Here is a 22,323-nt window from a genome sequence, read left to right as displayed (position 1 = left end):
GGAGATGGAAAATGATCGATTCCGCAAAGAAAGCCGAACTCGCAGAGCTAGTGAAGAAACTAGCAGTGGTTCATGGCTCAGTTATTCTCTCCTCGGGCAAAGAGGCTGACTACTATGTCGACCTGCGCCGAGCAACGCTAGAGCACCGCGCGTCGCGGCTTATTGGGGAATTGCTACGCGAACTCACCGCCGACTGGGATTATGTGGCTGTCGGTGGCCTCACGCTGGGCGCCGATCCGGTGGCCACATCCATCATGCACGCTCAAGGCCGCGATATCGATGCGTTCGTGGTCCGCAAAGAAGCCAAGAAACACGGAATGCAACGCCAGATTGAAGGCCCAGATATTGTGGGGAAGAAAGTGCTGGTTGTAGAAGACACCACCACGACGGGAAATTCCCCCCTCAATGCCGTCGCCGCTGTGCGAGCCGCCGGGGCTGAAGTCGTAGGCGTGGCTACCGTGGTTGACCGGCAGACAGGTGCAGACACAGTCATCGCCGAGGCGGGATTGGAATACCGCTACCTGCTGGGCCTGGAAGACCTTGGACTCTCCTCGTGAGTATCCCACATATTCCACACTCGCCCTTCCCTCCCGGGCCGACTGAGTGGGGCCAAGGCCGCCATGGTCTTGGCCCTTGGATCGAGGAATACCCCGACAAGCCCTTGCCGCAGGATTCCCACTATGATCCAGAGCTGCTCGAGGGAGGGGATCATCGAAATGTCGTTGACGCTTACCGATATTGGCGTCGAGAAGCAATCGTGGCCGATATCGATAGGCGCCGGCACAGTTTGCATATTGCCATCGAAAATTTTGAAAACGACGCCAATATCGGCACCGTTGTGCGCACCGCTAATGCCTTCGCCGTCGATACGGTTCATATCGTTGGTCGACGACGGTGGAACCGTCGGGGGGCTATGGTGACCGACCGCTACCAACATCTTATGCACCACCCGAGGACCGAAGACGTCATCACATGGGCACAAGACCGCGGTTTGGGTGTGGTGGCGATTGATAATACCCCAGGTAGCGTGCCGATCGAAACGGCCACCTTGCCGCAAAAATGTCTGCTCCTTTTTGGTCAAGAAGGACCAGGGATTTCTCCAGAAGCTGCCAGGAATTCTTTGATGACCTGCTCAATCGCCCAATTTGGATCCACTCGTAGCATTAATGCGGGAGTGGCCGCCGGGATTGCCATGCATCAATGGATCAGGCAGCACGCCGATCTTTCGCAAGCATGGTAGCCGAGCCGGCACACTACCTCGTTTACAATAATCACGCTCAGTCAAGCACGCTAACAATAAGGAGTGACGTTCAGGTGGTCGAGGAGAAATGGTTACACCGTGCGGATCTCGCCGAGTCGGCCATCAATGAACGCCATTCACAGCGCCTCTGGGGGCTGATGCACACCAACCTAGCAGTCGCTGCATGGCCTCCCCACGTTAAAGAAAAAACTTTCTATCGCTGGCACTACTGGTGGCAAGCTCACTACCTCGATTGCCTTGTCGACGCCGCCAAAAGACGCCCCACCAAAGACCGAAAACGTCGCATCCAAACCACCATCCGCGGCATCAAACTAAGGAATTTCGGATCGTTTAAGCGGAATAACTACTACGACGACAAACTCTGGTTAGCCCTAGCTCTCGATCGTGCGGCGAGCCTGAATAATAAAAAGCGCCCAAAATATATCAAGGCCTTAGAACATAATATTTTAGAAGGTCTCGACCCCGTAGCCAGTGTTCTTCCGTGGCGCGTCGGCGAAACCTTCTTCAATACCCCCACCAATGGGCCCGCAGCAATTATGCTGGCGCGCCAACAAAACCTCGGCCAAGCGCGATTTATCGTCGACTGGATATTCGATAAATTAATCAACGAAGACGGCCTGGTTATGGACGGGCTGCGTATGACTATGAACGGCCCCGAACTCGTTAAAGCTATTCACCCGTACTGCCAGGGAGTGGCTGTGGGGGCGTGCCTTGACATTGCCCTGTCACTGATGAAACACCCCGGCACCGAAGAAGAAGCGATCAACTATATCGTTCATATCAGGGCCCTGATCAAGGCTATTGATAGGCATATGACTAATGCCTACGGGGTCATTGACTGGAATACTGGCGACGGGGACGGCGGCCTATTTAAGGGAATACTTGCCCGCTACCTCGCGGACGTTGCGGTGCGATTGCCAGGCGATAGTGAAGCCAATATTGCCGCAAAAAAGCGGGCGAAGCGTATAGTATTAGCTTCCGCTGAATCCCTGTGGCAACACCGCCTGGAGGTAGATGGCCTCCCCATCTTCGGCACCGATTGGCTTGCCGATGCAAAGCTACCGCATAATTACGGGGGCTCTAGTGGAGCCTTGAGTGACCTTGTCCATATTGTCCGCGTTGATGAACGCGATCTCTCCGTCCAGCTCTCTGGATGGATGCTCATGGAAGCAGCAGCGCGTATTGCTCGTCATGACATGGCTCAATTGGCTAATGCAGAGAGACGGAGCCGCTGATTCACGCCCATATTGGTGAGCTTATGCCCGACTGTGTGGTTTTTCACTGTATATGAACGGTGCAATATGGGGGATTTGCTGGCATAATGGTGCTCATGGACTGCTCCCTGTGGTTCTGACATAAAAACTTCTATTTAGTTGGAGGATGACACATGCCAATCGCAACTCCTGAGGTCTACAAAGAGATGCTTGATCGTGCAAAGGAGCGCGGATTTGCATATCCTGCGATCAACTGCACCTCGTCCGAGACCATTAACGCTGCACTTCGCGGCTTCGCTGAGGCAGAATCTGACGGCATCATTCAGTTCTCTACCGGTGGCGCTGAATTCGGCTCTGGCTTGTCCGTGAAGAACAAGGTTGCAGGTGCTTGCGCATTGGCAGCATTCGCCTACGAGGCTGCCAAGCACTACGGCGTGAATATCGCGCTGCACACCGATCACTGCCAGAAGGAAGTGCTCGATGAGTATGTGCGCCCCCTCATCGCTATCTCTCAGGAGCGTGTAGACCGCGGTGAGCAGCCTCTGTTCCAATCTCATATGTGGGATGGTTCTGCTATCCATATTGATGAGAACCTGGTCATCGCCCAAGAACTGCTCGAAAAAGCTAATAAGGCGCATATCGTTCTCGAGGTAGAGATTGGTGTTGTCGGCGGTGAAGAAGATGGCGTTGAGGCTAAGGCAGGCGCTAACCTTTACACCTCCCCAGAAGACTTCGCTAAGACCATCGATGCCATCGGCACCGGTGAGCAGGGTCGCTACCTCCTGGCTGCTACCTTCGGTAACGTGCACGGCGTCTACAAGCCAGGCAACGTCAAGTTGCGTCCAGAAGTTCTACTTGAAGGCCAGAAGGTTGCCCGAGAGAAGCTGGGCCTTGGCGATGACGCTCTTCCATTCGACTTCGTCTTCCATGGTGGCTCAGGCTCCGAGAAGGAGAAGATTGAAGAGTCGCTACGTTATGGCGTTATCAAGATGAACGTTGATACTGACACCCAATACGCCTTCACTCGCCCCGTCGTGTCTCATATGTTCCAAAACTATGACGGCGTTCTCAAGGTTGACGGCGAAGTGGGCAATAAGAAGGCCTACGACCCACGCTCATATATGAAGAAGGCAGAGCAAGGCATGGCCGATCGTATTGTTGAGGCATGTCAGGATCTCCACTCTGTAGGAACCACCTTGGGTAAGTAAATATCAAATATTCCCCTCGACCTCGGCCATATGGCTAAGGTCGAGGGGATTTTCCTATTCCCACCCATATCCCTCATCCGACATTGGTGTCAAAGCTCTGGTATGGTGGATCCGGCGAGCAGCTAAAGCCCTTGATAAGGCTTAGAAGCTCAGTTGATAATGATTTGCTTAGATTTTAAGAAAGCTGTGATTGCTATTTCCACCCCCAAGATTCTCACCACTGTTCTTGCCACCAGCGCCCTGCTAGTAGCTGGTTGCTCCTCCACCGAGCCTGAAACCACCACTGCCCCCAGCACCGTTGCTGTGGTAACCGCAGAGGAGACGATGACTATGGAGGCTATGGAGCAGGAAACAACTCCTGTAGACGCCGGTGAGGCCCTACCCACCGTTATTGTCATGGATGCATCGGCTACCATGCTCGACGAGGGCAATGATGAGACCCGCTATACCCAGGCTAAGGAAGCTGCTGTTGAATTGGTGAATAACTTCCCCACCAGCAGCGAGCTCGGCGTGGTTGTCTTCGGACACAACACCGACAACGCTCCAGAGAGCCAAGTTCAGGGTTGCGAAGACGTTGAGGTTCTTCGTCCCCTTTCTTCCCTCGAGGATGCTGAGGTTGCCACCGCGGCCATCGAGGCTTTGCCAGCTCGCGGTTATACCCCAGTAACCAAGGCCATCGAGGAAGCCGCCAAGCTGCTGCCAGCTGACGGCCCAGCCCGTATCGTTGTATTCTCTGATGGTGTGGATACCTGTGGCGGCGATATCGCCCAGCTAACCCTCAAGATGACTGACGAGCACCCAAATGTGCGCGTGGACGCCGTGACCTTCAAGAATGACCCTGCTTACCTGCAGGTTATCTCCGAGGCTACGGGTGGTACCGTGACTTACGCCAATAAGGCCTAATTGAAGGTCTGCAGCAAAAGCCCAGCGTTTACGCTGGGCTTTTGCCATGTCTCAGGGGGTGGGTATGGTAATGCATACGCTTAGATTCTAAAGAGGTTTTAGTTCATGTATCCATTAGTCCCGGGCACCGTGGAAAAAAGAGTTCGCGATGGGCTTACTCGCCTCCGCAATCAGTGGTTCTATATCCTCCAGGCAGGTATTGCGGCCGGCGCATCTTATTGGGCGGGCGTTCATATTTTCAACCACCCCCATCCTTTCTTCGCCCCTATGGCCACCGTGATCGTCCTCTCCACCGCCGGTGGTGAGAGGCTTCGACGCGCTGTGGAGTTAGTAGTAGGAGTGTCCTTGGGCGTGGGCCTCGGTGACCTGCTGATTGAGACATTTGGCTCCGGAGTATGGCAGATTGCTGTGGGCGTCACTCTCGCCATCGCCCTCGGCACTTTTATCGATAGAGGTGTTCTCGTGGCCAACCAAGCCGCGTTCGCCGCGGTATTGGTGGCTACTATTTTGCCCCCCTCTACGAGTGGAGGACCAGACCGCATGGTGGACGCCTTCGTGGGCGGCCTTGTTGGGCTGGTTGTGATCGCCCTTTTACCCCAATCGCCACTCAAACCTGGACGTAATGAAGTATCTCAGTTACTTCAAATGACCTCGCAGGTGCTGGCCCAAGTAGCAGCAGCTTTGCGCACAGGTGACGTAGCTGGAATTGAAGAGGCATTAAACAGCGCCCGGGGTACCCAGGGAGCCATCAACTCTATGATTGCGACCGCACGGGCAGGTAAAGAAAATATTGTGGTCTCGCCCCTCTTGTGGCGGCAACGCAAGAAAATTGAATCACTCATGCGTCTGCTCAACCCCGTGGACAACGCTATGCGCAATACCCGCGTGCTCGCTAGGCGCGCCCTCGTGCTAGCGGAAGATCACGATGAAGTCTCCGACGACCAGCTCTATATCATTGAGGAACTCGCGAGCGTGGCCGATGAGTTACACCGACTCTTCCACGGTGATGACAAGGAATACAAAGTAATTCCTGAGCAAGTGAAGCGGTTGCGAGTCTTGGGAAGTATGGCGGGGCTCGATACCGCCAACGAACACGTTCTGAGTGCACAAATTATCTTGGGCCAATCCCGTTCGATCATTGTCGATCTCCTGCAGATCTGCGGTTTGAGTCGTCGCAGCGCGATAGCGACCCTCAAGCCGACCTCCAGCACCCCAGCACAACCTCCAGAGATTTGGGGCAGCGAATTGCCTCTCGACGAAAACTAGGCTGGTCGCACGGCCTGCAGGTCGCGCAGGTGGCGATAGAAAGTGACACGGTCAGTAGCGCGAGGCCGAGAGATACCATCAATGGTCACTCGCAGCTGCTCTCCACCGGCCTGCAGGGCCCGCCCGATCATCACGGACTCAGGGTCCGCGGTTCCCCATGGCCCTAGGAGTCGAGAGCGCGAAACAACAGGGGTATCAAGGACCACTGCTGCTAATCCGGGGGCATCAAGCATGGGTGCTAGTCGCGCTCCGAATATCCCCCGTCGCGGGGTTAAACGTCGCGCTTGATGGCGCAGCAATACCTCATCATCGACAACGATCTCGGCAGTCATTTCCTTTGCGTCCCACGCGCTCACCTCTCCACGACCCATCAGTGCTGTGGCGGTGTCATCGCGGATGAGTGGCATGGGCGCAACGGGAGCATTCAGAGCGATATCGAGGCATTGCTGAGTGTCCCGCGGCAGCCCCCAACAGCTTGCCACAGCAGATTCTTCATGAGTGGGAATAAAGGCGACCTCTGCCCACAGCCGATCGCTACGCATCAAGCGGGTGACCACGAGCGACAGCGCCGCATCGCTTCCCGCCACAATGATGCGTAGAGGGTGTAGGAGATAATCCTTTTGGGGGGCCACCGTTGGTTGACCCATATGAGGAATATCGGGGCGCTTGACTATCTCATCCAAGCTGGGCGTGGGATCGTTGGGAAGTATCTGAGCCGCGAGACTATCGAGTGCTCGCAATTCGGCTCTAGTGGGCTTATCAGAGGTACGCAGATATTCGATAGCGGGGGGTTGCATGGAACATTCCCCCGCTTTAATCAGGAGCGTCTGCCTCATTTACTCTTTGGGTTCATCCGCCTGGGCCACAGCGAATTGCTCTGTTAGTTCTTGGAAGAACTGCAAGGCCGTAGCGATACCGCAGTTGAGCAACTGCTCGAGCTGGGCATCGGTAACACCATGTTCGAGGTCGGTATTAACCTCAGCCTGCACGCCGACAATCCCCTCATCATTAACGGTGACATACGTTTTAGGCCACATCTTGGTGCGATTCCACTCATTGCAGAATTCCATCAAGGTAGCGCGAGATTCGATGGGCCCGGTGGCCTTCCACGCGGAGCGCACCGCAAATACCTCGCGCTTTTGACCAGTGGCGAGCAGCATGAATTTATTCTCGTCGAAGCCGGCGTAGATATCGCCGTCATCGTCAGTATTGTAGTTATAGCCCTTCTCGTCGAAGATTTTAGCTACGCGGTCGATGGTAAATGGAGTAGGAGTAGTCATAAAAAGGCCCTTCATATTCGAGGTAGAAAAAGTGCGAAACAGTCGCACGGATTGACGTCTCCTAGTGTACTAGGAGACTGCGACTGAGCGGATCTCTTTACTCAGCCGTAGAAGGTGGCCAGGCATGTACAATGAGGAATCGTCTACGCGTTCGCAGCGCAGCATACACCATTCCCGATAAGGATTTTGATCATGGCAGCAATCGTAATCGTCGGCGCCCAGTGGGGCGATGAAGGCAAAGGTAAAGCGACTGATATCCTCGGCGGGCTCGTCGACTACGTCGTCAAACCAAACGGCGGAAATAATGCTGGGCATACCGTCGTTGTCGGCGGCGAAAAATACGAGCTTAAATTGCTTCCCGCGGGCGTACTTTCGGAGAACGCCACCCCAATTTTGGGCAATGGTGTTGTGATCAACTTAGAAGCGCTTTTCGCCGAAATCGACGGCCTCGAAGCCCGTGGAGCTCAGGCATCCCGCCTGCGAATTTCTGCGAATGCACATCTCGTTGCTCCCTATCATCAAAAACTCGATCGAGTTCAGGAGCGTTTCTTAGGAAAACGCGCGATCGGTACCACCGGGCGTGGTATCGGCCCAACCTATGCCGATAAAGTCTCGCGTGTGGGTATTCGCGTGCAAGATATCTTCGACGAATCGATCCTGAGGCAAAAGATCGAATCTGCCTTGGCATTCAAAAACCAGGTACTGGTTAAAATGTACAACCGCCAAGCCATTGATGTGGAGGAAACGGTCCAGTATTTCCTTTCCTATGCCGACCGCCTGCGACCAATGGTGATTGATGCGGAACTCGAAATAAACAAAGCCCTCGATGCCGGCAAACATATCCTTATGGAGGGTGGTCAAGCGACCATGCTCGATGTTGATCACGGCACCTATCCCTTTGTCACCTCATCGAATCCTACCGCTGGTGGCGCCTGTGTGGGCGCGGGCATTGGACCTACGCGCATTACTAGCTCGCTTGGCATTATTAAGGCCTATACCACGCGTGTGGGCGCGGGCCCATTCCCCACTGAGCTATTTGATAAGTGGGGCGAATTCCTGCAGACCACCGGTGGGGAAGTAGGTGTGAATACCGGCCGCAAGAGGCGCTGTGGCTGGTACGATTCCGTGATCGCCCGCTATGCCTCTCGCGTCAACGGCTTTACCGATCTTTTCCTCACCAAGCTCGACGTGCTCACTGGTATCGGGGAAATCCCGATCTGTGTGGCCTACGACGTGGACGGAAAGCGCTACGATGAGATGCCATTGACGCAATCAGAATTCCACCACGCCACCCCGATCTACGAGACGATGCCTGCATGGGATGAGGATATTACTAGCTGCACGACATTTGAAGAACTGCCCGATAAGGCGCAGCAGTATGTTCGCCGCTTAGAGGAACTATCTGGCTGCCGTATTTCTTATATCGGTGTAGGTCCTGGGCGCGATCAGACTATTGTGTTGCATGACGTTATGGAGAATTAGACTACTTCTAAAGAACCCACATCTGCGAGCTTCAATTGCTCCGCAGATGTGGGTTATTTTTATTCCACTGTATCGCGGTTTGATTTGTGGTGGAGTGCTACTGGTAGAAAACCGTTGTGGCCTAAGTGATTCGATAGACAATAAATATTCGACCCTCAGGCACCTCCGTTGCAGGGCAACGGCATCCAGACTGCTTCTATGGGGAGGCCCCAATTTACTACCGCCATTAATTATCGGATGGTATGGGGCCACGGGCCTCAGTGTCTTACTAGGAAAACTGAGCTGGGTACACTGTCGAATCTCCGCATCCTCTGGCGTATGGGGAAGAGAGTGTGCTGGAGGGCTCGTGGGTCTTGCGTCGGCGACTGGGAGAGCCGCTGTTTAGAGCTGCTTAGAGCTACTGCATGGATGCGCCGCGCAAAAGTGCTGCGCAAACGCGAGCCAACAATCCTCTCTGCAACGAAACGGACTCCGCTCCTACCCCTTTTTAATGGGCTGAGGTGGGGGAGAGCTCTGGTCTTAGCTGGGAATTCTTGTTTGGAGATCAATGGGTGATATTATGAGACCATTGCTGGCGTAGTTCAATGGCAGAACTTCTGCTTCCCAAGCAGACGGCGCGGGTTCGATTCCCGTCGCCAGCTCCACTACAATATCCGCTATTTGACGGGCCCATCGCGCTAGCACCGTCAGAGTCGAGAGCGCTGGTTATATAACCACCTTAAGAAGTCTGCTCCACTGTCCTTCGTTGATGAGCAGATTCCATCCTCGTTGGCTACCCAAAGTTCCCCCGTGGGGTATGGTTTTTCCAAATCGCCTCACCACAGGCGGAACGCGCTATTGACGCATTGCACATTCATTAGAGTTGACTCCCGTCGTCAGGCGGTCATGAGTACCGCTCATATCATTTTCGTATCAGTGTTTTATATTGAGCAGGATCCGTGCATCGCGAATAAGAATATTCTCCCGCCTCCGAGACCGCTTCGGGCCTCTGGCAGTGGCTTTCATGAGGGGATCGTCGATGAGGGTAAACATCAGCCACGCCACAATGAGTGAGATGAGGAAGCTTAAGATTGCTGATCCTAACCATCCCAGAAAACCCCAGCTATGACCAGCAATGAGATAACGCTGGAGAAATACCATCACTGGGAACTGCACGAGATAGAAGGCGAAAGAGATATTTCCCAAAAGGACTGCGCGAGGTTGAGCGATGCGCCCAGAAATGCCGGCTAAATCCCGGGTGGCTAGAGTTCCCACCACAAAGCACATGGGGACGAGCATCATCACCGCCATCTTTAAGGCCACCGGGACAAACCATGTAGCGCCAAAGCTTAGCACTAAAGCCACCAGCGGCCACAGCAATTTGCGATTATCAAAACGCCCTTCCGCAACTAGTTTGGCTATTAAGGCTCCCATATAAAACTCTACGAGACGCGAGAGAGGGAAATAATAGGAGAAGAAATAAGCCATATGCACCGGAATGGATTGTTGCTGGAACCACACTGGATCGGCATGGGGTTCTGCAACTGGCGAGATATCCATATCCCACAAACGTGGTACGAAAGCATTTGCAGTGGCCCAGCCGCCTTCGAAAATAAAGTGCACGCTGAGAGCCACCGCGCTCGCGCATGCAAAGAGCGACCAGAAAGCAAACCATGTACGCGAGCCAGTGAGCTTGTTAACAAAGGGAATAATAAAAGGAAAAGAGATATAGAAAAGCATCTCTGCACCTAGGGACCAGGAGGGGACATTGAGACCACCTAGAAGTGCCCAATGGGGATTCCATGTATGAATAAGCAGGGCATTGGGTACCCAAAGTTCGAGTCGAGAGAAATCGAGTGCAAAGGTGATACCGTCGCGGCTAATGGATGCCGAGGCTAAAACAAAGAGCACCAACGCAACCCAGTGCATCGGATAAATTTTGGTGAAGCGCCGTCGAAGATAGTAAACGATATCGCGAGCCCCTCTGACATCGCTATTCGACCAGTAAATGAGAAAACCAGACAATACGAAAAAGAAAGTCACACCCGCGGACCCCAACTGCATGGGAACAAGGCGGTGGAGGGCGGCAAAAAGCTCACCCTTTTGGAAAGGGTAAACGGCAAGGAATACTAAAGCATGCAGGAGGAAGACCGCCACGGCGGCCCACCAGCGTGCGCCCGTCAAAGAAGGAAGGGTGGGGCGCTTGCCAGTGATGGGAAAGGCGGTCAACGTTTTCTCTCTTTATTCGCTCGGCGGTTTCGTCATCAGAAGGTACTATACGTGACCCCATAAGGGTTAGCTCTGAAACTATCAACGATCCTTGATATGTTAATGATCGGTAATAATAAGTCCCGCAGAAATTCCCCCCGAGGGGGCTCACTATTAGGTGAGAGTTTTCGCAGCTGATAATTTTAACGTACTAAAATGGACCAACACCTAAGGGGAGGAATCAATATGGCCTACTTATCTCAAAAAGTCGCCCGTGTCATTATTGGCGCTGGAGTTTGTTCGCTCGCGCTCACTGCCTGTGGCAATGATGAAGAAGCACCCACGACGACGTCGACGACCACGGTGATTGTGTCAACTATCACAACCACCCCAACGACTACGGTCGAGTCTACTTCCGCAGAGCCGGTTCCAGGGGAAGCGACAACCGCAGGTGATCCAGCCCCAGTGGTGCCCGATCAAGTTCCGGCACCGCAGGAACAGATACCAGCCCCCGTACCTGCTCCGGCGCCTGCACCTGTCCCAGCCCCAGCTCCCGCGCCCGTTCCGCAGTATCAACCTCCAGCGCCCCCTCAACAACCGGCGGCCCCTGTTGAAGCTCCTGTTGAGCTGCCGGGTGGCGCCCAAGGCGTCGCTGGTTACTAGCTCCCCCTATTCTTTAGAAAAATTAGTGGAAAGATTATTGTGAACAAGACTTTTTCGCGCATGGCAGTTGCAGCTTTTGCGGCAACCTTCATGACCTCTGTACTCCCCGCCACCGCTCAGGCTCAGTTGCCGTTGCCGCCCGAGGTTCAGGGAGCGATTGACAATGCGCGCACCCAGGTTGAGCGCACTGTCAACGATATTCAGCGTCAGCTCGCTCAAGGTTCCTCGAGTTCCGCTCCACTGCCACTACCGCCGGCTCCGGCCGGTTGGCGTCCATCGCAGCCACAACCCGTAGCTAACGGAGGTTTCGGAGCCTTGTGGGTGAATACCCCATATGGCAACCGCCGGTTCCTCATCGACGTGCCAGCCGGTTATGACGCGGCGCGCCCGTTCCCTGTGATGGTGGGCATCCCCGCATATCAGGATACCTCTGAGAATTTTCGTAACTACTCGCGGCTCAAGTACTCGTCGATAGGTCGCGACGCAATCATTGTGTACCCAGATTCTTGGAATCAATCGTGGGAGGGTAACCCCACCGCCACGTCCGCACCAGGCCAAGATATCGACTTCATTCGGCGCGTCATCGACCGTGTTCAGGCCTCCTATAATATCGATCGTGGCCGCATCTATGCCACAGGTATGTCGACGGGGTCTGGAATGGCCGCGGTACTTGGCTGCCACGCGTCCGATCTTTTCGCAGGAGTCGCTCCAGTATCCGGCGCTTATTTTGATGCGGTGGATAGCAACTGCAAGGGCAATCCCATCGCTTTTATCAACGTTCACGGGATGAGCGATCAACAGCATAACTATAATGGCGGTTTCCGCTATGGACTGCACTACTACGGTGGTAGAGAGATGATGGAACGCTATGCGCAGCGTAATCGCTGCTGGGCGGGACGCACCGAACACCCACTGCCCGGTGGTGCCACCAAGGTCGTAGCTCAAGGCTGCGCGGCCCCCACCGAGCATATTCGGGTCCCTGGTGGGCACTTATGGTGGTATACCCCCAGCACTGCTGACGAGATCTGGTCTTTCCTCTCCAGACAGCGTCGCTAAGATTTTAATAAACTCCCCGGGTTATACCGGGGAGTTTATTTATTTAAGGAAGCAAGCGGCTGATCTCTGGCGGGAGCAGAGGCTTGATCACAGGGATCAGTGCGGCGATGATACCCAAGAGGACTGGAATACCAATGACAGCAGAGGTAATGCCGATAGCTTTAGAAGACCCATTCTCATTGCCGGCTAGCGAACTAAGTTTATCGGCGGCGTCGATCCTCGAGGAAGCATCGCTGCCTGATTGCTGAGGATCGAGAGGTTTGAGGAGATCTGGGCTATTGGGAACGTCCTGGGGCCGAACGTCCTGAGGATTGGTCGGCGCCGTATCGGCTGCGGGTTTTATGCAGGCATCAAGAGCCTTGACCGCGTCTGTATTATACGCAGCCCACGCCTTCTTGAACTCGGGGTCGAGGGCGCGAGCCTGCTTTAAGGCGGCACCAGTAAGCGGTGCCCGTGCATAGCTCGGATTGTCTATCTCTTTTTGGTAGTAATTTTTTTCAGCCGCAATCTTGTTGAGCGCGAAGGTTTGACCACCCGAGGCTACAAATGGAGTTGAGGCGTCGATGCTGGGGTTGACAAAGCGCGCTGCCAGTTCCCCGGGCAGCATGAGTTTATCCACATCGATGGCGACACCGATTAAAGAGCCGATGGTGTCGAAAATCGAAGAGACGGTTCCCTCTAGAGGGATGAGCCCGATGAGGGAGCCTATGATCGGTAGCTTCTTAAGGGTGTCAACCGCCCCCTTCGTGTCTTTTCCAGCTTTCAGCACCGAGAGAGCTTCGAGAGCTGCCATGGGAGTGGTAATAGCAACGTTACCTTTAGCGGTGCCGAGCTGGCGCTGCTCATTGATCTTCTGTGCCTGAGCCGCAGCCCACGGTTGCCCCGTAGAAAGAATAGCTTTTTCAGCACCTACCCACATGGTATCGCCAAGGTTTTTCGTTTGAGCTCGAGCGACGTCGGTTGGGGTGATTGTGCAGGTTTGGGCTGAAGCATCAACGCTAACGGTATAGCCAGCCACAACAGTATTCTCTGCTGCATGTACCGGACTTACGGGGATAAGGGTTGCTGCCAGGGCTGCGGCCAGCAGTTTAGTACGGTTCATTTATGTCCTTCCAAATATACGTGAACGTCACAGAGTGTACAGGACAAAAAATTCCTCCTCATAATGATGAGGAGGAATGACCTATCGGAAATTTTAGTATCTAATCACGCGGCGACCATCGACCGTGCCATCGATAAGGTCTGCGAAGACGTCGTTGACCTCGTCGAGTCCAACTTCTTTCCATGTGGGTTTAATAAGCCCACGAGCGTAGAAGTCCAGAGCTTCGGCCATATCGTGGCGAGTTCCTACAAGGGAACCGCGGATGGTGAGTTCTTTGAGAACGATGTCAAAGATCGGTGCGGGAAATTCCCCTGGAGGTAGCCCGTTGAAGACAATCGTCCCGCCACGGCGCGTCATGCCGATCGCTTGGCCGAATGCTTGGGGATGAACCGCGGTGACGAGTACGCCATGCGCGCCCCCGCTGGTATAGTCGCGGATGGCTTGGACGGGATCGCAGTCTTTTGCATTGACGGTATATTCGGCGCCAAGCTTGTGGGCGAGCTCAAGTTTGTCATCGGCGATATCGACGGCGATGACGCGCATACCCATGGCGACGGCATACTGCACGGCGATATGACCGAGTCCGCCGATGCCAGAAATGACTACGAATTGTCCCGGCTTGGTCTCGGTTACTTTTAGGCCCTTGTATACGGTTACGCCGGCGCATAATATCGGCGCCACTTCGCAGGGGTCGACGCCGTCGGGTATGCGTGGGCAATAACGAGTGTCAACCAGCATATATTCACCGAAGGAGCCGTTAATGGTGTAGCCTCCGTACTCGGCATTTTCGCATCGGGTTTCGTTGCCTTGGATGCAATGCTCGCAGGAGCCGCAGGCAGACCACAACCATGCGTTGCCCACCATATCGCCAACGTTAAGGTCGTGGACGCCGGGGCCGAGCTTAATAATCTCACCGACACCCTCATGGCCCGGAATAAATGGTGGGGTGGGTTTCACGGGCCAATCGCCCTCAGCAGCGTGGAGGTCAGTGTGGCAAATGCCAGATGCAATATTTCGGACGAGTGCCTGGAAAGGGCCAGGCTCCGGGAGGTCAATATGACTAAGGGTGAGAGTGGGGCCGAATTCTTCAACCACCGCAGCTTTGAATTTTTCAGACATATACTTAGGATACCCTAATTTGTCTGTCTCATATGAGTGAATTAGCTCGCGTGCATGCTGACCGACTCTGAATAGGCCATCACCACATCTCATGCCGCTAAAGGAAATCAAGGGAGCAGAATCCCTTTGACGCATCAGACGCCCCCGAGGTGGGGGCGTCTGATGCGTCGACACGTGCTGTGATGCTTATTATTTGTTCCCAAAGAGTTTCGGTGCGATCCACCGCGCCACATAGACAAGACCTACGAGAACTGGGATCTCAATAAGTGGACCAATCGTTCCTGCTAGCGCTTCAGGGGAGCTGGCCCCAAAAGTTCCGATCGCTACCGCGATGGCCAGTTCGAAATTATTGCCCGTGGCAGTAAACGCCACTGAGGCCGATTGCTGATAATTCATCCCCACCGACCATGACACGATCAGGCCAATGAAAAACATGCACAAAAAATAACTCAGCAAGGGCAAGGCCACACGTGCGACGGTACTTGGGTTGGCCAAGATTGCATCGCCCTGGAGTGAGAAGAGCACCACAATGGTATAAAGCAAGCCTATAAGTGCTAGCGGTGAAATACGTGGCAGGAAGCGTTCTTCGTACCAAGTTCGGCTTTTTAACTTCTCGCCCACAATCCGACTGAGCAGTCCCAGAATCAAAGGAATTCCTAGGAAGATCAGAACCGAACGCGCAATATCTGTAAACGAGAAGTTTACGCTCTTGGTATCGAGGTTGAGCCAGGTAGGAAGCACCTCGAGATAGAACCATCCCAAAATTGAGAACATAAGGAGCTGAAAAACAGAATTAATCGCTACTAAAATTGCCGTCGCCTCGCGGTCTGCACAAGCCAAGTCAGACCACACCAGGACCATGGCGATACACCGAGCTAAGCCCACGATGATGACACCAGTTCGCAACTGGGGCAAATCGCTGAGGAAAAGCCACGCAAAGGCAAACATCACCGCCGGCCCAATGATCCAGTTGAGAACCAGCGAAATAATCATCAGCCGTTTGTCTTTGATCAGTGCTTGGGCTTTGTCGTACCGCACCTTCGCCAGGGGTGGGTACATCATGACGATCAGCCCCACTGCTATGGGGAGCGAAACATGGGATATTTCCAGAGCCGTCAGGTATGTCTGCACACCAGGGATAAGCTGTCCAATAGCCAACCCCAGCGCCATAGCAATGAGTATCCATATGGCCAAGAAGCGATCTAAAAATGATAGGCGCGGGGGAGAAGTCATCGTCGTCATTTATGCAGTAATCCGCTCGATGAGGTTGATCACGCGACGTTCTATGTCGGCCATAATCTCTCTGACTTTATCTTCGGATTGGTGAGCTGGATCGTCGACTGGCCAATCTTCGTAAGTCTTGCCTGGATATACTGGGCAGCTTTCACCGCAGCCCATCGTGATCACCCAATCAGATTCAGCGATGGTATCAGCGGTGAGCAGTCGGGGAGCGGTGGTGTGCGCACCCAAACCGCGCGCCTTCAATACCTCGCTTACGAGTGGGTGAATATCATCGGCTGGTGTTGTGCCAGCACTCAGGACGCGGATTTTTGTGCCTGCGTGATATCCGGCGAGAGCCGCGGCCATTTGGGAGCGGCCGGCGTTGTGGCGGCAGGCGAAGAGGACTGTGGGTGTCATGGAGGTCCTTATCTAAAGGGTATGCAAATTGCACTCTAAAGCTACCAGAGGAGGGTGGCGTCTAGGCCGCCGGTGATGTGAATAAAACCTTAGTGATAACCTCAGTGATAAGAGTACCTTCACACTCGCCCAGTGCCCCGTGTTTCCTTAGGAATTCTTAGAGTAGGATAGTTGACATGTCTATGAACTATGCTGAGCAACTTGTCCAAACACTAGAAGAAAACGGCGTCGAACGGATATACGGGATTGTTGGCGACAGCCTGAACCCGGTCGTCGATGCCATCAAGACGAGCTCCATAGAGTGGGTACACGTACGCAATGAGGAAGCCGCTGCTTTCGCTGCCGGAGCAGAATCATTAGCAACAGGCAAACTAGCTGTATGCGCAGCTTCTTGCGGGCCTGGTAATACCCATCTTATCCAAGGTCTTTATGATTCTCACCGGAACGGGGCTAAGGTACTTGCGATTGCTAGCCATATCCCCAGCCAGCTCATAGGGTCCGATTTCTTCCAGGAGACCCACCCTGAGCAGATCTTTGCTGAATGCTCAGGCTACTGCGAGATGGCCAATTCCGCTGAACAAGCCGCGAAGATCTTGCACCACGCCCTGCAATCTACGCTCGCTGGCAATGGAGTCTCCGTCCTCGTTCTACCTGGCGATATCGCCTCTGAGGACGCTGTTGACGTCCCAGAATTGCGTTCTAATCTCACCGTCAATCCCCCAGTAGTGATGCCCAATCCGGCGGACCTGACACGCCTAGCCGAGGCCATTAACAAGGCGGAAAAGGTTACATTATTCGGTGGCGCCGGCTGTAAGAACGCTCGGGAGCAGGTCCTTGCACTTGCCGAAAAAATCAAAGCACCATTAGGTCACGCCTACGGTGGCAAGGAATACCTGCATTACGATAACCCCTTCGACGTGGGCATGTCAGGCCTTCTAGGCTACGGCGCCTGCAATGATGCATTTGACGGCGCGGATTTACTCATTCTTCTTGGTACGGACTTTCCGTATTCCGACTTCCTCCCGCGCGATACCGAGACCGCGCAGATCGACATTGATGGCTCCCATATTGGCCGACGTACGGAGGTATCTATCGGGGTGGTCGGTGACGTTGCAGCAACCATCGAGGCTCTTCTCCCACTTATCACCGTCAAGACCGATCGTTCCTTCTTAGACGATATGCTGGTGCGCCAAGAAAAGAATCTGCGCCACGTCATCGAGGCCTATACTCAGGGCACTCGGCAAACCACGCCAATTCACCCTGAATATCTCACTGATATCTTGGATTCCGTCGCAGATGTGGATGCGATCTTCACGGCCGATACTGGTATGTGCAATGTATGGCACGCCCGCTATATCAACCCCACGGGTAAACGTCAGCTGATTGCCTCCCTACGGCACGGCACCATGGCCAACGCACTCTCCCAAGCAATCGGGGCCCAAAAAGCAGATATGCACCGCCAGGTTGTGGCCATGTGTGGCGACGGCGGCTTATCAATGCTTCTTGGCGAGTTGATCACGGTACATAATTATGATCTGCCCATTAAGACGATTGTGTACAATAACTCCAGCTTGGGCATGGTAAAACTCGAAATGCTCGTCCAAGGTTTGCCAGACTTCGCCACCGACCATGAGCATATCAATTATGCTGATATCGCCCAGGCTATTGGCATCAAGTCTTTCCGCGTGGAAAAGCCAGAAGATATTGAGCCTGTCCTTCGTAAGGCACTGGCGTATAACGGACCCGTTCTTGTTGATGTGGTCACCGACCCCAACGCTCTCTCGATCCCGCCCGAGATTTCCCTCGAGCAGGTGGCAGGCTTTACTCGCGCAGCTACTCGCACCGTCTTGGAGGGCGGCGTGGGCAAAATGTTCGATCTAGCGAAGTCGAATCTGCGCAATATTCCGCGACCAAGTGGTTTTAAGGGTCTGTAAAGATCCACAATCCAACCCAGTTCACTGAGTTATCTGTGAACTGGGTTTTTCATGTGGTCATGGTACTCACCGCACGATTGATACGAGTGCCCTCCTCTTAGGTACTCATTCCCGAATATATGTGTTCGATCACTACAAGGGTTATATCTTTAGTCCCACTACGGGCGATTATGCGGCCAGAACTCTATGCTCTTGCAGTGCTCGGATAAGAATAAAGCTCCGCTATCAGCATTATTGCCCAGCGTAGTTACCCGGTCCCGTTGCCCGGCGACATCCCCTACAACCAGCACGAAATATTGGCCCTAAGGTATAAAGTAACGGCCCCTCTGTGCCTTTGGTTTTTGGGCTTTTGTTTTTGTTCATAGATGCGGCACATGGTCACCGGGATATAGTGGCTATTGCTGGGAAGATACAGATCGTACCTGAAATAGGAGTCTAAGAGAGAAGAACCTTAAAAAGTGGAAGGTGAAATACGAAAGTCACTGCCGGTTTGCTTACTTGAGTTCGCTCATCGGGGAACTGTCACACCTTCGCGGCAAGCACCCCTAGATAGAAAGAGACCAGGTTGTAGAGGCTACAACCTGGTCTCTTTAAAGTTATTTAGGCGTCCTGGAGAGCGGAACCGTCTACGCTGATCTTAACCTTCTCAGAGATAAGCACGCCGCCAGAGTTCAACGGCGCCTGGAAATCGATACCGAAGTCCTTGCGGTTGATGGTGGCCTTGGCCTCGACGCCGAGGCGGGTGGCGCCCCATGGATCTTCAACTGGGCCAGAGAGCTCGACATCGAAAGTGACAGGCTTAGTGGTGCCCTTAATGGTGAGGTCACCGGTCACGGTGCCACCTTCAGCGTTGAGGTCGAAGGAGGTCGCTGTGAACGTAATCTCAGGGAACTGCTCTACATTGAAGAAGTCCTCGCCCTTAACGTGAGCATCGCGATCATCGTTACCGGTATTAAAGGAAGCGGCTTTGATGGTCGCTTGTGCAGTCTTGGCCTCAGGATCAAAGGTAGCCTCGAATTCGGTGAATTTGCCGGGCACCTTAGTAACCATTGCGTGGCGAACCTCGAAACCAATGGTGGTATGTGCTGGGTCGAAGGTATATGCGCTCATGAAAGTGAACTCCTTAAATATAGTGAAATTAAAAGTTTTTCAATGACCTAAGCGGCCACTGATGACCACTATACATAAAAGGTGACGTGTCCACAATATTTTGGTGAAGAATCACCAATTTTTATTCATGGCGCATATATGACCAGCTCAGCGACTCAATAAATTTAAGATACCCGCTTCTGAACTGGGGGCTTATCAGACCACGGGAAGACGATCCACTCATTCGTGTGCTTCCACACATAATCTGGCATCACCTCGGTGCGGTCCTTGGCATAAATACATGCGGTCTTAACCTCAGCACCCTGCTCCTTGAGAAGTTTGATAACCAAATTGAGAGTACGACCTGAATCAGCCACGTCGTCAACCACGAGAAGCCGCCTGCCGCTGATCGAGGAGGTATCGAGCATGGGCTCTAAGAGAATAGGATCGGGCAACGTGGTGTTAACGTCGGTATAAAATTCCACATTGATAGCGTCAGAAAGCTTCACGCCCAGGGAATAGCTGAGTGCACCAGCGGGTACTAAGCCGCCACGTGCCACTGCGATAATAATCTCGGGATCGAAATCGGAATCGGCAATGGTCTGCGCTAGCTCGCGGCTAGCGGTACCAAAACCTTCCCAAGTTAAGATTTCCTTAGTGTCCAGATCGAGGGAGTCTGCGTGGTATGCCATATTCTTACCTTAATCAATCAGTGGGATAAATGCCGAGTATGCTCAAAAGCGCTCTGCGGGGTTGAGGAGAGTGTCACCAGAGCTGCAGAATTGGAATCTAAATCTTTAAAACCTAGCTCGGCATATATGTCTACGTCATCGGCGAGCGTCTGGGTCACTATTTCGCGCTGGGGGTCCTGCTCGTAACAAAAACGCAAACTATGCGCCAAAAGATCAGAAAGTATGTGGCCACCACGATAGGCCGTGCCCACTATGACGTGATCGAGGCGGAAGTGGTTGTCGGCGGAGCTAATGCGAACGGCGCCAGCGAGTACGGTCTTGTCATTAATGCGTTCGTAGCACCTAAGATGGGCAGTACTGCCTAGCGTGTCGCGATCATCGATGATGGGGGCTAAGGCCAAGGAAGCTGGCTGATCCGCACGGAGTTGGTAGATCTCGTGTAATTCCAGAGCGCTTAAACGCTGCAGCGGATCAACGGCAAAAAAGAATGTCATAGCCATAGAGTGTAGAACATGAGATGGCTAACTAAAATCCCCCGACCTTTCTTGATTTGAAGAGGTCGGGGGATGAACTATTAGGATTGAGCGTCGAAACGCGCATGGGAGACCATATCATCCCATTCCACGATTTTCTTACGCTCGCGGCCTTCCTTTTCACCCAATTCGCGCTCAGCGGCGTCGACCCGATGCCAGCCATCCCACGTGGTGTAGGTAAGCCCCTTAGCCTCTAAGAATTCGATAATATGATGCAATTCGGGTTTCTGGGTCGGTGCCAGCTGCCCCGCCTTCCAATCACTCAACAACATCTGGGTGGTTTCTTTGGCGTCTGATTTGGTATTGCCAATGAGGCCCACAGGCCCACGCTTAATCCAGCCGGTGGCATAAAGTCCAGGAATCGGCTGGTTGTGGGCGTCGAGAATATGGCCACCATCATTGGGGATCACCGCTTTATCGTGATCGAAAGGAATATCAGCAACAGCATCAGAACGATAACCCACCGCCCGGTAGACAGCCTGCATAGGCCACACCTTGAAAGTGCCCGTCCCTACCACATTTCCAGAGCCGTCTAACTGAGTACGCTCCGTTTTTAGGCCCACAACCTTCCCATCGTCGCCGATGATCTCGACTGGGGACTCAAAGAAGTGAATAAAGAGCTTATGAGGGGCGTTCTTGGGCTCCCGCATGGCATATTGCTCGAGGGTCTGGCACACCAGATCTTGCGATTTCGATTCACGACGCGCTTTCTCGCTCGCAGCATCGTAGTCAATATCCTCAGGATCTACGACTACTTCAATAGTCGGGGAGTGGTCGAGCTCCTTGAGCTCCAATGGAGTAAATTTCGCCTGTGCGGGTCCCCGACGTCCGAATACGTGTACCTCGGTGGCTTTATTAGATTTCAGTGCTTCGTAAACATTATCGGGAATCTCGGTGACGTGAAGTTCTTCGCCCGTTTTAGCCAAGATACGAGCCACATCTAGGCCGACGTTACCTACCCCAATCACGCCTACTTGCTGAGCACTAAGATCCCAATCGCGGGCAAATTCGGGATTGCCATCGTAGAAGCCCACGAATTCCGCCGCCCCATGGGAACCCTCGAGATCCTGCCCTGGAATATCAAGGTCGCGGTCTGCTACGGCGCCAGTGGAGAAGATCAGAGCATCATAGAATTCCTTTAATTCCGCAACGCTGACGGTTTTTCCAATGTCAATATTGCCGATAAAGCGCAGCTGTGGCTTCTCCATAACCGCGTGCAAAGATTTCACGATGCCTTTAATACGAGGGTGATCAGGAGCCACACCATAGCGGATCAAGCCGAAGGGAGTGGGCATCCGCTCGAAAAGGTCGACGGCTACCTCAAGGCCAGATTTCATTAATAGATCAGAGGCGTAGATGCCTGCGGGGCCGGCGCCAATTACGGCAACACGGAGGGGGCGAGAATTAGTCATAGAGTCGATATATCCTTGTATTATTTCTAGCTTTGCGATCGCACAAGAATACTAGCAGTCTTGGCCACAGATCGAAATAGCCAAAGAGAACCATTCCTTCAAGCTAGATATGCCACTAACACTCCTCCGAGCCAACTTCATCTCGCCGAGCCCAGTAGGATCCCGCACGGCCCAAATGCATCGTGGCGAGCCTAGCCACGTGTTGCCCAGCTTTGCTCAGCCTTGCCCAGACTCTCCCACTCTTGCCCGTTCTCGTCCATTCTCGCGCTTCCTCGCGATTTCTC

Annotated in this window: 21 protein-coding genes and 1 tRNA gene; 11 read left to right on the top strand and 11 right to left on the bottom strand. The window is 53.6% G+C overall.

What is annotated here, in order from left to right:
- The first annotated feature begins 11 nt into the window (after window positions 1-11).
- From pyrE to NXS13_RS06220, 6 genes are all read left to right on the top strand, one after another.
- Window positions 12-557, top strand: coding sequence for an orotate phosphoribosyltransferase (pyrE, locus tag NXS13_RS06245; RefSeq protein ID WP_259158437.1), 546 nt, complete (start codon window positions 12-14; stop codon window positions 555-557).
- Window positions 558-568: 11 nt separating this feature from the next.
- Window positions 569-1,240: a TrmH family RNA methyltransferase gene (locus tag NXS13_RS06240; RefSeq protein ID WP_259158513.1), complete on the top strand. Its 672-nt coding sequence runs from the start codon at window positions 569-571 to the stop codon at window positions 1,238-1,240.
- 74 nt (window positions 1,241-1,314) lie between these two features.
- Window positions 1,315-2,496: a glycoside hydrolase family 76 protein gene (locus tag NXS13_RS06235; RefSeq protein WP_259289499.1), complete on the top strand. Its 1,182-nt coding sequence runs from the start codon at window positions 1,315-1,317 to the stop codon at window positions 2,494-2,496.
- 152 nt (window positions 2,497-2,648) lie between these two features.
- On the top strand, window positions 2,649-3,683 hold the full coding sequence (gene fbaA / locus NXS13_RS06230) for a class II fructose-bisphosphate aldolase (protein ID WP_259078730.1): 1,035 nt from the start codon (window positions 2,649-2,651) through the stop codon (window positions 3,681-3,683).
- A 186-nt stretch (window positions 3,684-3,869) separates the two neighbouring features.
- Window positions 3,870-4,586 carry a VWA domain-containing protein gene (locus tag NXS13_RS06225; protein WP_259289498.1) on the top strand — a complete coding sequence of 239 codons (717 nt, stop codon included), beginning with the start codon at window positions 3,870-3,872 and terminating at the stop codon, window positions 4,584-4,586.
- Window positions 4,587-4,691: 105 nt separating this feature from the next.
- Window positions 4,692-5,852, top strand: coding sequence for an aromatic acid exporter family protein (locus NXS13_RS06220; RefSeq protein WP_259078733.1), 1,161 nt, complete (start codon window positions 4,692-4,694; stop codon window positions 5,850-5,852).
- On the opposite strand, the gene NXS13_RS06215 is transcribed toward NXS13_RS06220, so the two are convergent.
- Together NXS13_RS06215 and NXS13_RS06210 are read right to left on the bottom strand one after the other, a co-directional pair.
- Entirely contained in the window at window positions 5,849-6,649 is an 801-nt protein-coding gene (locus NXS13_RS06215; RefSeq protein ID WP_259158433.1) for a hypothetical protein, read from the bottom strand. The genes NXS13_RS06220 and NXS13_RS06215 overlap by 4 nt on opposite strands.
- Window positions 6,650-6,688: 39 nt before the next feature.
- Entirely contained in the window at window positions 6,689-7,132 is a 444-nt protein-coding gene (locus tag NXS13_RS06210; RefSeq protein ID WP_259158432.1) for a YbjN domain-containing protein, read from the bottom strand.
- A gap of 192 nt (window positions 7,133-7,324) precedes the next feature.
- Here NXS13_RS06210 and NXS13_RS06205 point away from each other — a divergent pair, with 192 nt between their 5' ends.
- Window positions 7,325-8,614, top strand: coding sequence for an adenylosuccinate synthase (locus NXS13_RS06205; protein WP_259078744.1), 1,290 nt, complete (start codon window positions 7,325-7,327; stop codon window positions 8,612-8,614).
- Between the two features lie 570 nt (window positions 8,615-9,184).
- Window positions 9,185-9,258: transfer RNA gene (locus NXS13_RS06200), tRNA-Gly, on the top strand.
- A 268-nt stretch (window positions 9,259-9,526) separates the two neighbouring features.
- On the opposite strand, the gene NXS13_RS06195 is transcribed toward NXS13_RS06200, so the two are convergent.
- On the bottom strand, window positions 9,527-10,822 hold the full coding sequence (locus tag NXS13_RS06195; protein ID WP_259078746.1) for an acyltransferase: 1,296 nt from the start codon (window positions 10,820-10,822) through the stop codon (window positions 9,527-9,529).
- Window positions 10,823-11,047: 225 nt separating this feature from the next.
- Between NXS13_RS06195 and NXS13_RS06190 the strand changes: the two genes are divergently transcribed.
- Together NXS13_RS06190 and NXS13_RS06185 are read left to right on the top strand one after the other, a co-directional pair.
- Window positions 11,048-11,464, top strand: a complete 417-nt coding sequence (locus NXS13_RS06190; RefSeq protein ID WP_259158429.1) for a hypothetical protein — start codon at window positions 11,048-11,050, stop codon at window positions 11,462-11,464.
- A 60-nt stretch (window positions 11,465-11,524) separates the two neighbouring features.
- Window positions 11,525-12,520 (top strand): PHB depolymerase family esterase, encoded by a 996-nt coding sequence (locus NXS13_RS06185; protein WP_259078748.1) that lies wholly within the window; start codon window positions 11,525-11,527, stop codon window positions 12,518-12,520.
- Between the two features lie 43 nt (window positions 12,521-12,563).
- On the opposite strand, the gene NXS13_RS06180 is transcribed toward NXS13_RS06185, so the two are convergent.
- The 4 genes from NXS13_RS06180 to NXS13_RS06165 form a co-directional block, all read right to left on the bottom strand.
- A complete protein-coding gene (locus tag NXS13_RS06180; RefSeq protein ID WP_259078749.1) occupies window positions 12,564-13,622 on the bottom strand; it encodes a hypothetical protein in 1,059 nt (352 codons plus the stop codon).
- A 93-nt stretch (window positions 13,623-13,715) separates the two neighbouring features.
- A complete protein-coding gene (locus tag NXS13_RS06175) occupies window positions 13,716-14,741 on the bottom strand; it encodes a zinc-dependent alcohol dehydrogenase (protein ID WP_259289497.1) in 1,026 nt (341 codons plus the stop codon).
- A gap of 189 nt (window positions 14,742-14,930) precedes the next feature.
- On the bottom strand, window positions 14,931-15,974 hold the full coding sequence (arsB, locus tag NXS13_RS06170; RefSeq protein ID WP_259078751.1) for an ACR3 family arsenite efflux transporter: 1,044 nt from the start codon (window positions 15,972-15,974) through the stop codon (window positions 14,931-14,933).
- A gap of 9 nt (window positions 15,975-15,983) precedes the next feature.
- Complete coding sequence (locus NXS13_RS06165; protein ID WP_259078752.1) at window positions 15,984-16,379, bottom strand: low molecular weight phosphatase family protein; 396 nt, start codon at window positions 16,377-16,379, stop codon at window positions 15,984-15,986.
- 176 nt (window positions 16,380-16,555) lie between these two features.
- On the opposite strand from NXS13_RS06165, the gene NXS13_RS06160 reads away from it, so the two are divergent.
- Complete coding sequence (locus NXS13_RS06160; RefSeq protein WP_259078753.1) at window positions 16,556-18,313, top strand: pyruvate dehydrogenase; 1,758 nt, start codon at window positions 16,556-16,558, stop codon at window positions 18,311-18,313.
- A 600-nt stretch (window positions 18,314-18,913) separates the two neighbouring features.
- Here NXS13_RS06160 and NXS13_RS06155 read toward each other — a convergent pair.
- The 4 genes from NXS13_RS06155 to NXS13_RS06140 all read right to left on the bottom strand — a co-directional run bounded on the left by NXS13_RS06155 (window position 18,914) and on the right by NXS13_RS06140 (window position 22,039).
- On the bottom strand, window positions 18,914-19,423 hold the full coding sequence (locus tag NXS13_RS06155; protein ID WP_259158424.1) for a YceI family protein: 510 nt from the start codon (window positions 19,421-19,423) through the stop codon (window positions 18,914-18,916).
- 164 nt (window positions 19,424-19,587) lie between these two features.
- The gene (locus tag NXS13_RS06150; RefSeq protein WP_259078755.1) at window positions 19,588-20,094 is read right to left on the bottom strand and encodes a phosphoribosyltransferase; all 507 of its coding nucleotides are present in this window, start codon (window positions 20,092-20,094) and stop codon (window positions 19,588-19,590) included.
- A gap of 17 nt (window positions 20,095-20,111) precedes the next feature.
- Window positions 20,112-20,588 carry a GNAT family N-acetyltransferase gene (locus NXS13_RS06145; protein ID WP_259078756.1) on the bottom strand — a complete coding sequence of 159 codons (477 nt, stop codon included), beginning with the start codon at window positions 20,586-20,588 and terminating at the stop codon, window positions 20,112-20,114.
- An 80-nt stretch (window positions 20,589-20,668) separates the two neighbouring features.
- Complete coding sequence (locus NXS13_RS06140) at window positions 20,669-22,039, bottom strand: FAD-dependent oxidoreductase (RefSeq protein WP_259078757.1); 1,371 nt, start codon at window positions 22,037-22,039, stop codon at window positions 20,669-20,671.
- Between the last annotated feature and the right edge of the window lie 284 nt (window positions 22,040-22,323).

The organism is Corynebacterium sp. ES2730-CONJ, assembly GCF_024834055.1.
Taxonomy (GTDB): domain Bacteria; phylum Actinomycetota; class Actinomycetes; order Mycobacteriales; family Mycobacteriaceae; genus Corynebacterium.
Note: the sequence above shows the minus strand (reverse complement) of the source record. Positions and strands in the feature narration are given on the sequence as shown.

What these genes read in the sequence shown, in the direction of transcription:
- NXS13_RS06215 (WP_259158433.1), bottom strand. Translation starts at nt 6,649, where the DNA reads ATGCAACCCCCCGCTATCGAATATCTGCGTACCTCTGATAAGCCCACT.
- NXS13_RS06205 (WP_259078744.1), top strand. Translation starts at nt 7,325, where the DNA reads ATGGCAGCAATCGTAATCGTCGGCGCCCAGTGGGGCGATGAAGGCAAA.
- NXS13_RS06150 (WP_259078755.1), bottom strand. Translation starts at nt 20,094, where the DNA reads ATGGCATACCACGCAGACTCCCTCGATCTGGACACTAAGGAAATCTTA.
- NXS13_RS06180 (WP_259078749.1), bottom strand. Translation starts at nt 13,622, where the DNA reads ATGAACCGTACTAAACTGCTGGCCGCAGCCCTGGCAGCAACCCTTATC.
- NXS13_RS06160 (WP_259078753.1), top strand. Translation starts at nt 16,556, where the DNA reads ATGTCTATGAACTATGCTGAGCAACTTGTCCAAACACTAGAAGAAAAC.
- NXS13_RS06145 (WP_259078756.1), bottom strand. Translation starts at nt 20,588, where the DNA reads ATGACATTCTTTTTTGCCGTTGATCCGCTGCAGCGTTTAAGCGCTCTG.
- NXS13_RS06165 (WP_259078752.1), bottom strand. Translation starts at nt 16,379, where the DNA reads ATGACACCCACAGTCCTCTTCGCCTGCCGCCACAACGCCGGCCGCTCC.
- NXS13_RS06175 (WP_259289497.1), bottom strand. Translation starts at nt 14,741, where the DNA reads ATGTCTGAAAAATTCAAAGCTGCGGTGGTTGAAGAATTCGGCCCCACT.
- NXS13_RS06190 (WP_259158429.1), top strand. Translation starts at nt 11,048, where the DNA reads ATGGCCTACTTATCTCAAAAAGTCGCCCGTGTCATTATTGGCGCTGGA.
- pyrE (WP_259158437.1), top strand. Translation starts at nt 12, where the DNA reads ATGATCGATTCCGCAAAGAAAGCCGAACTCGCAGAGCTAGTGAAGAAA.
- NXS13_RS06220 (WP_259078733.1), top strand. Translation starts at nt 4,692, where the DNA reads ATGTATCCATTAGTCCCGGGCACCGTGGAAAAAAGAGTTCGCGATGGG.
- NXS13_RS06155 (WP_259158424.1), bottom strand. Translation starts at nt 19,423, where the DNA reads ATGAGCGCATATACCTTCGACCCAGCACATACCACCATTGGTTTCGAG.
- fbaA (WP_259078730.1), top strand. Translation starts at nt 2,649, where the DNA reads ATGCCAATCGCAACTCCTGAGGTCTACAAAGAGATGCTTGATCGTGCA.
- NXS13_RS06140 (WP_259078757.1), bottom strand. Translation starts at nt 22,039, where the DNA reads ATGACTAATTCTCGCCCCCTCCGTGTTGCCGTAATTGGCGCCGGCCCC.
- NXS13_RS06210 (WP_259158432.1), bottom strand. Translation starts at nt 7,132, where the DNA reads ATGACTACTCCTACTCCATTTACCATCGACCGCGTAGCTAAAATCTTC.
- arsB (WP_259078751.1), bottom strand. Translation starts at nt 15,974, where the DNA reads ATGACTTCTCCCCCGCGCCTATCATTTTTAGATCGCTTCTTGGCCATA.
- NXS13_RS06185 (WP_259078748.1), top strand. Translation starts at nt 11,525, where the DNA reads ATGGCAGTTGCAGCTTTTGCGGCAACCTTCATGACCTCTGTACTCCCC.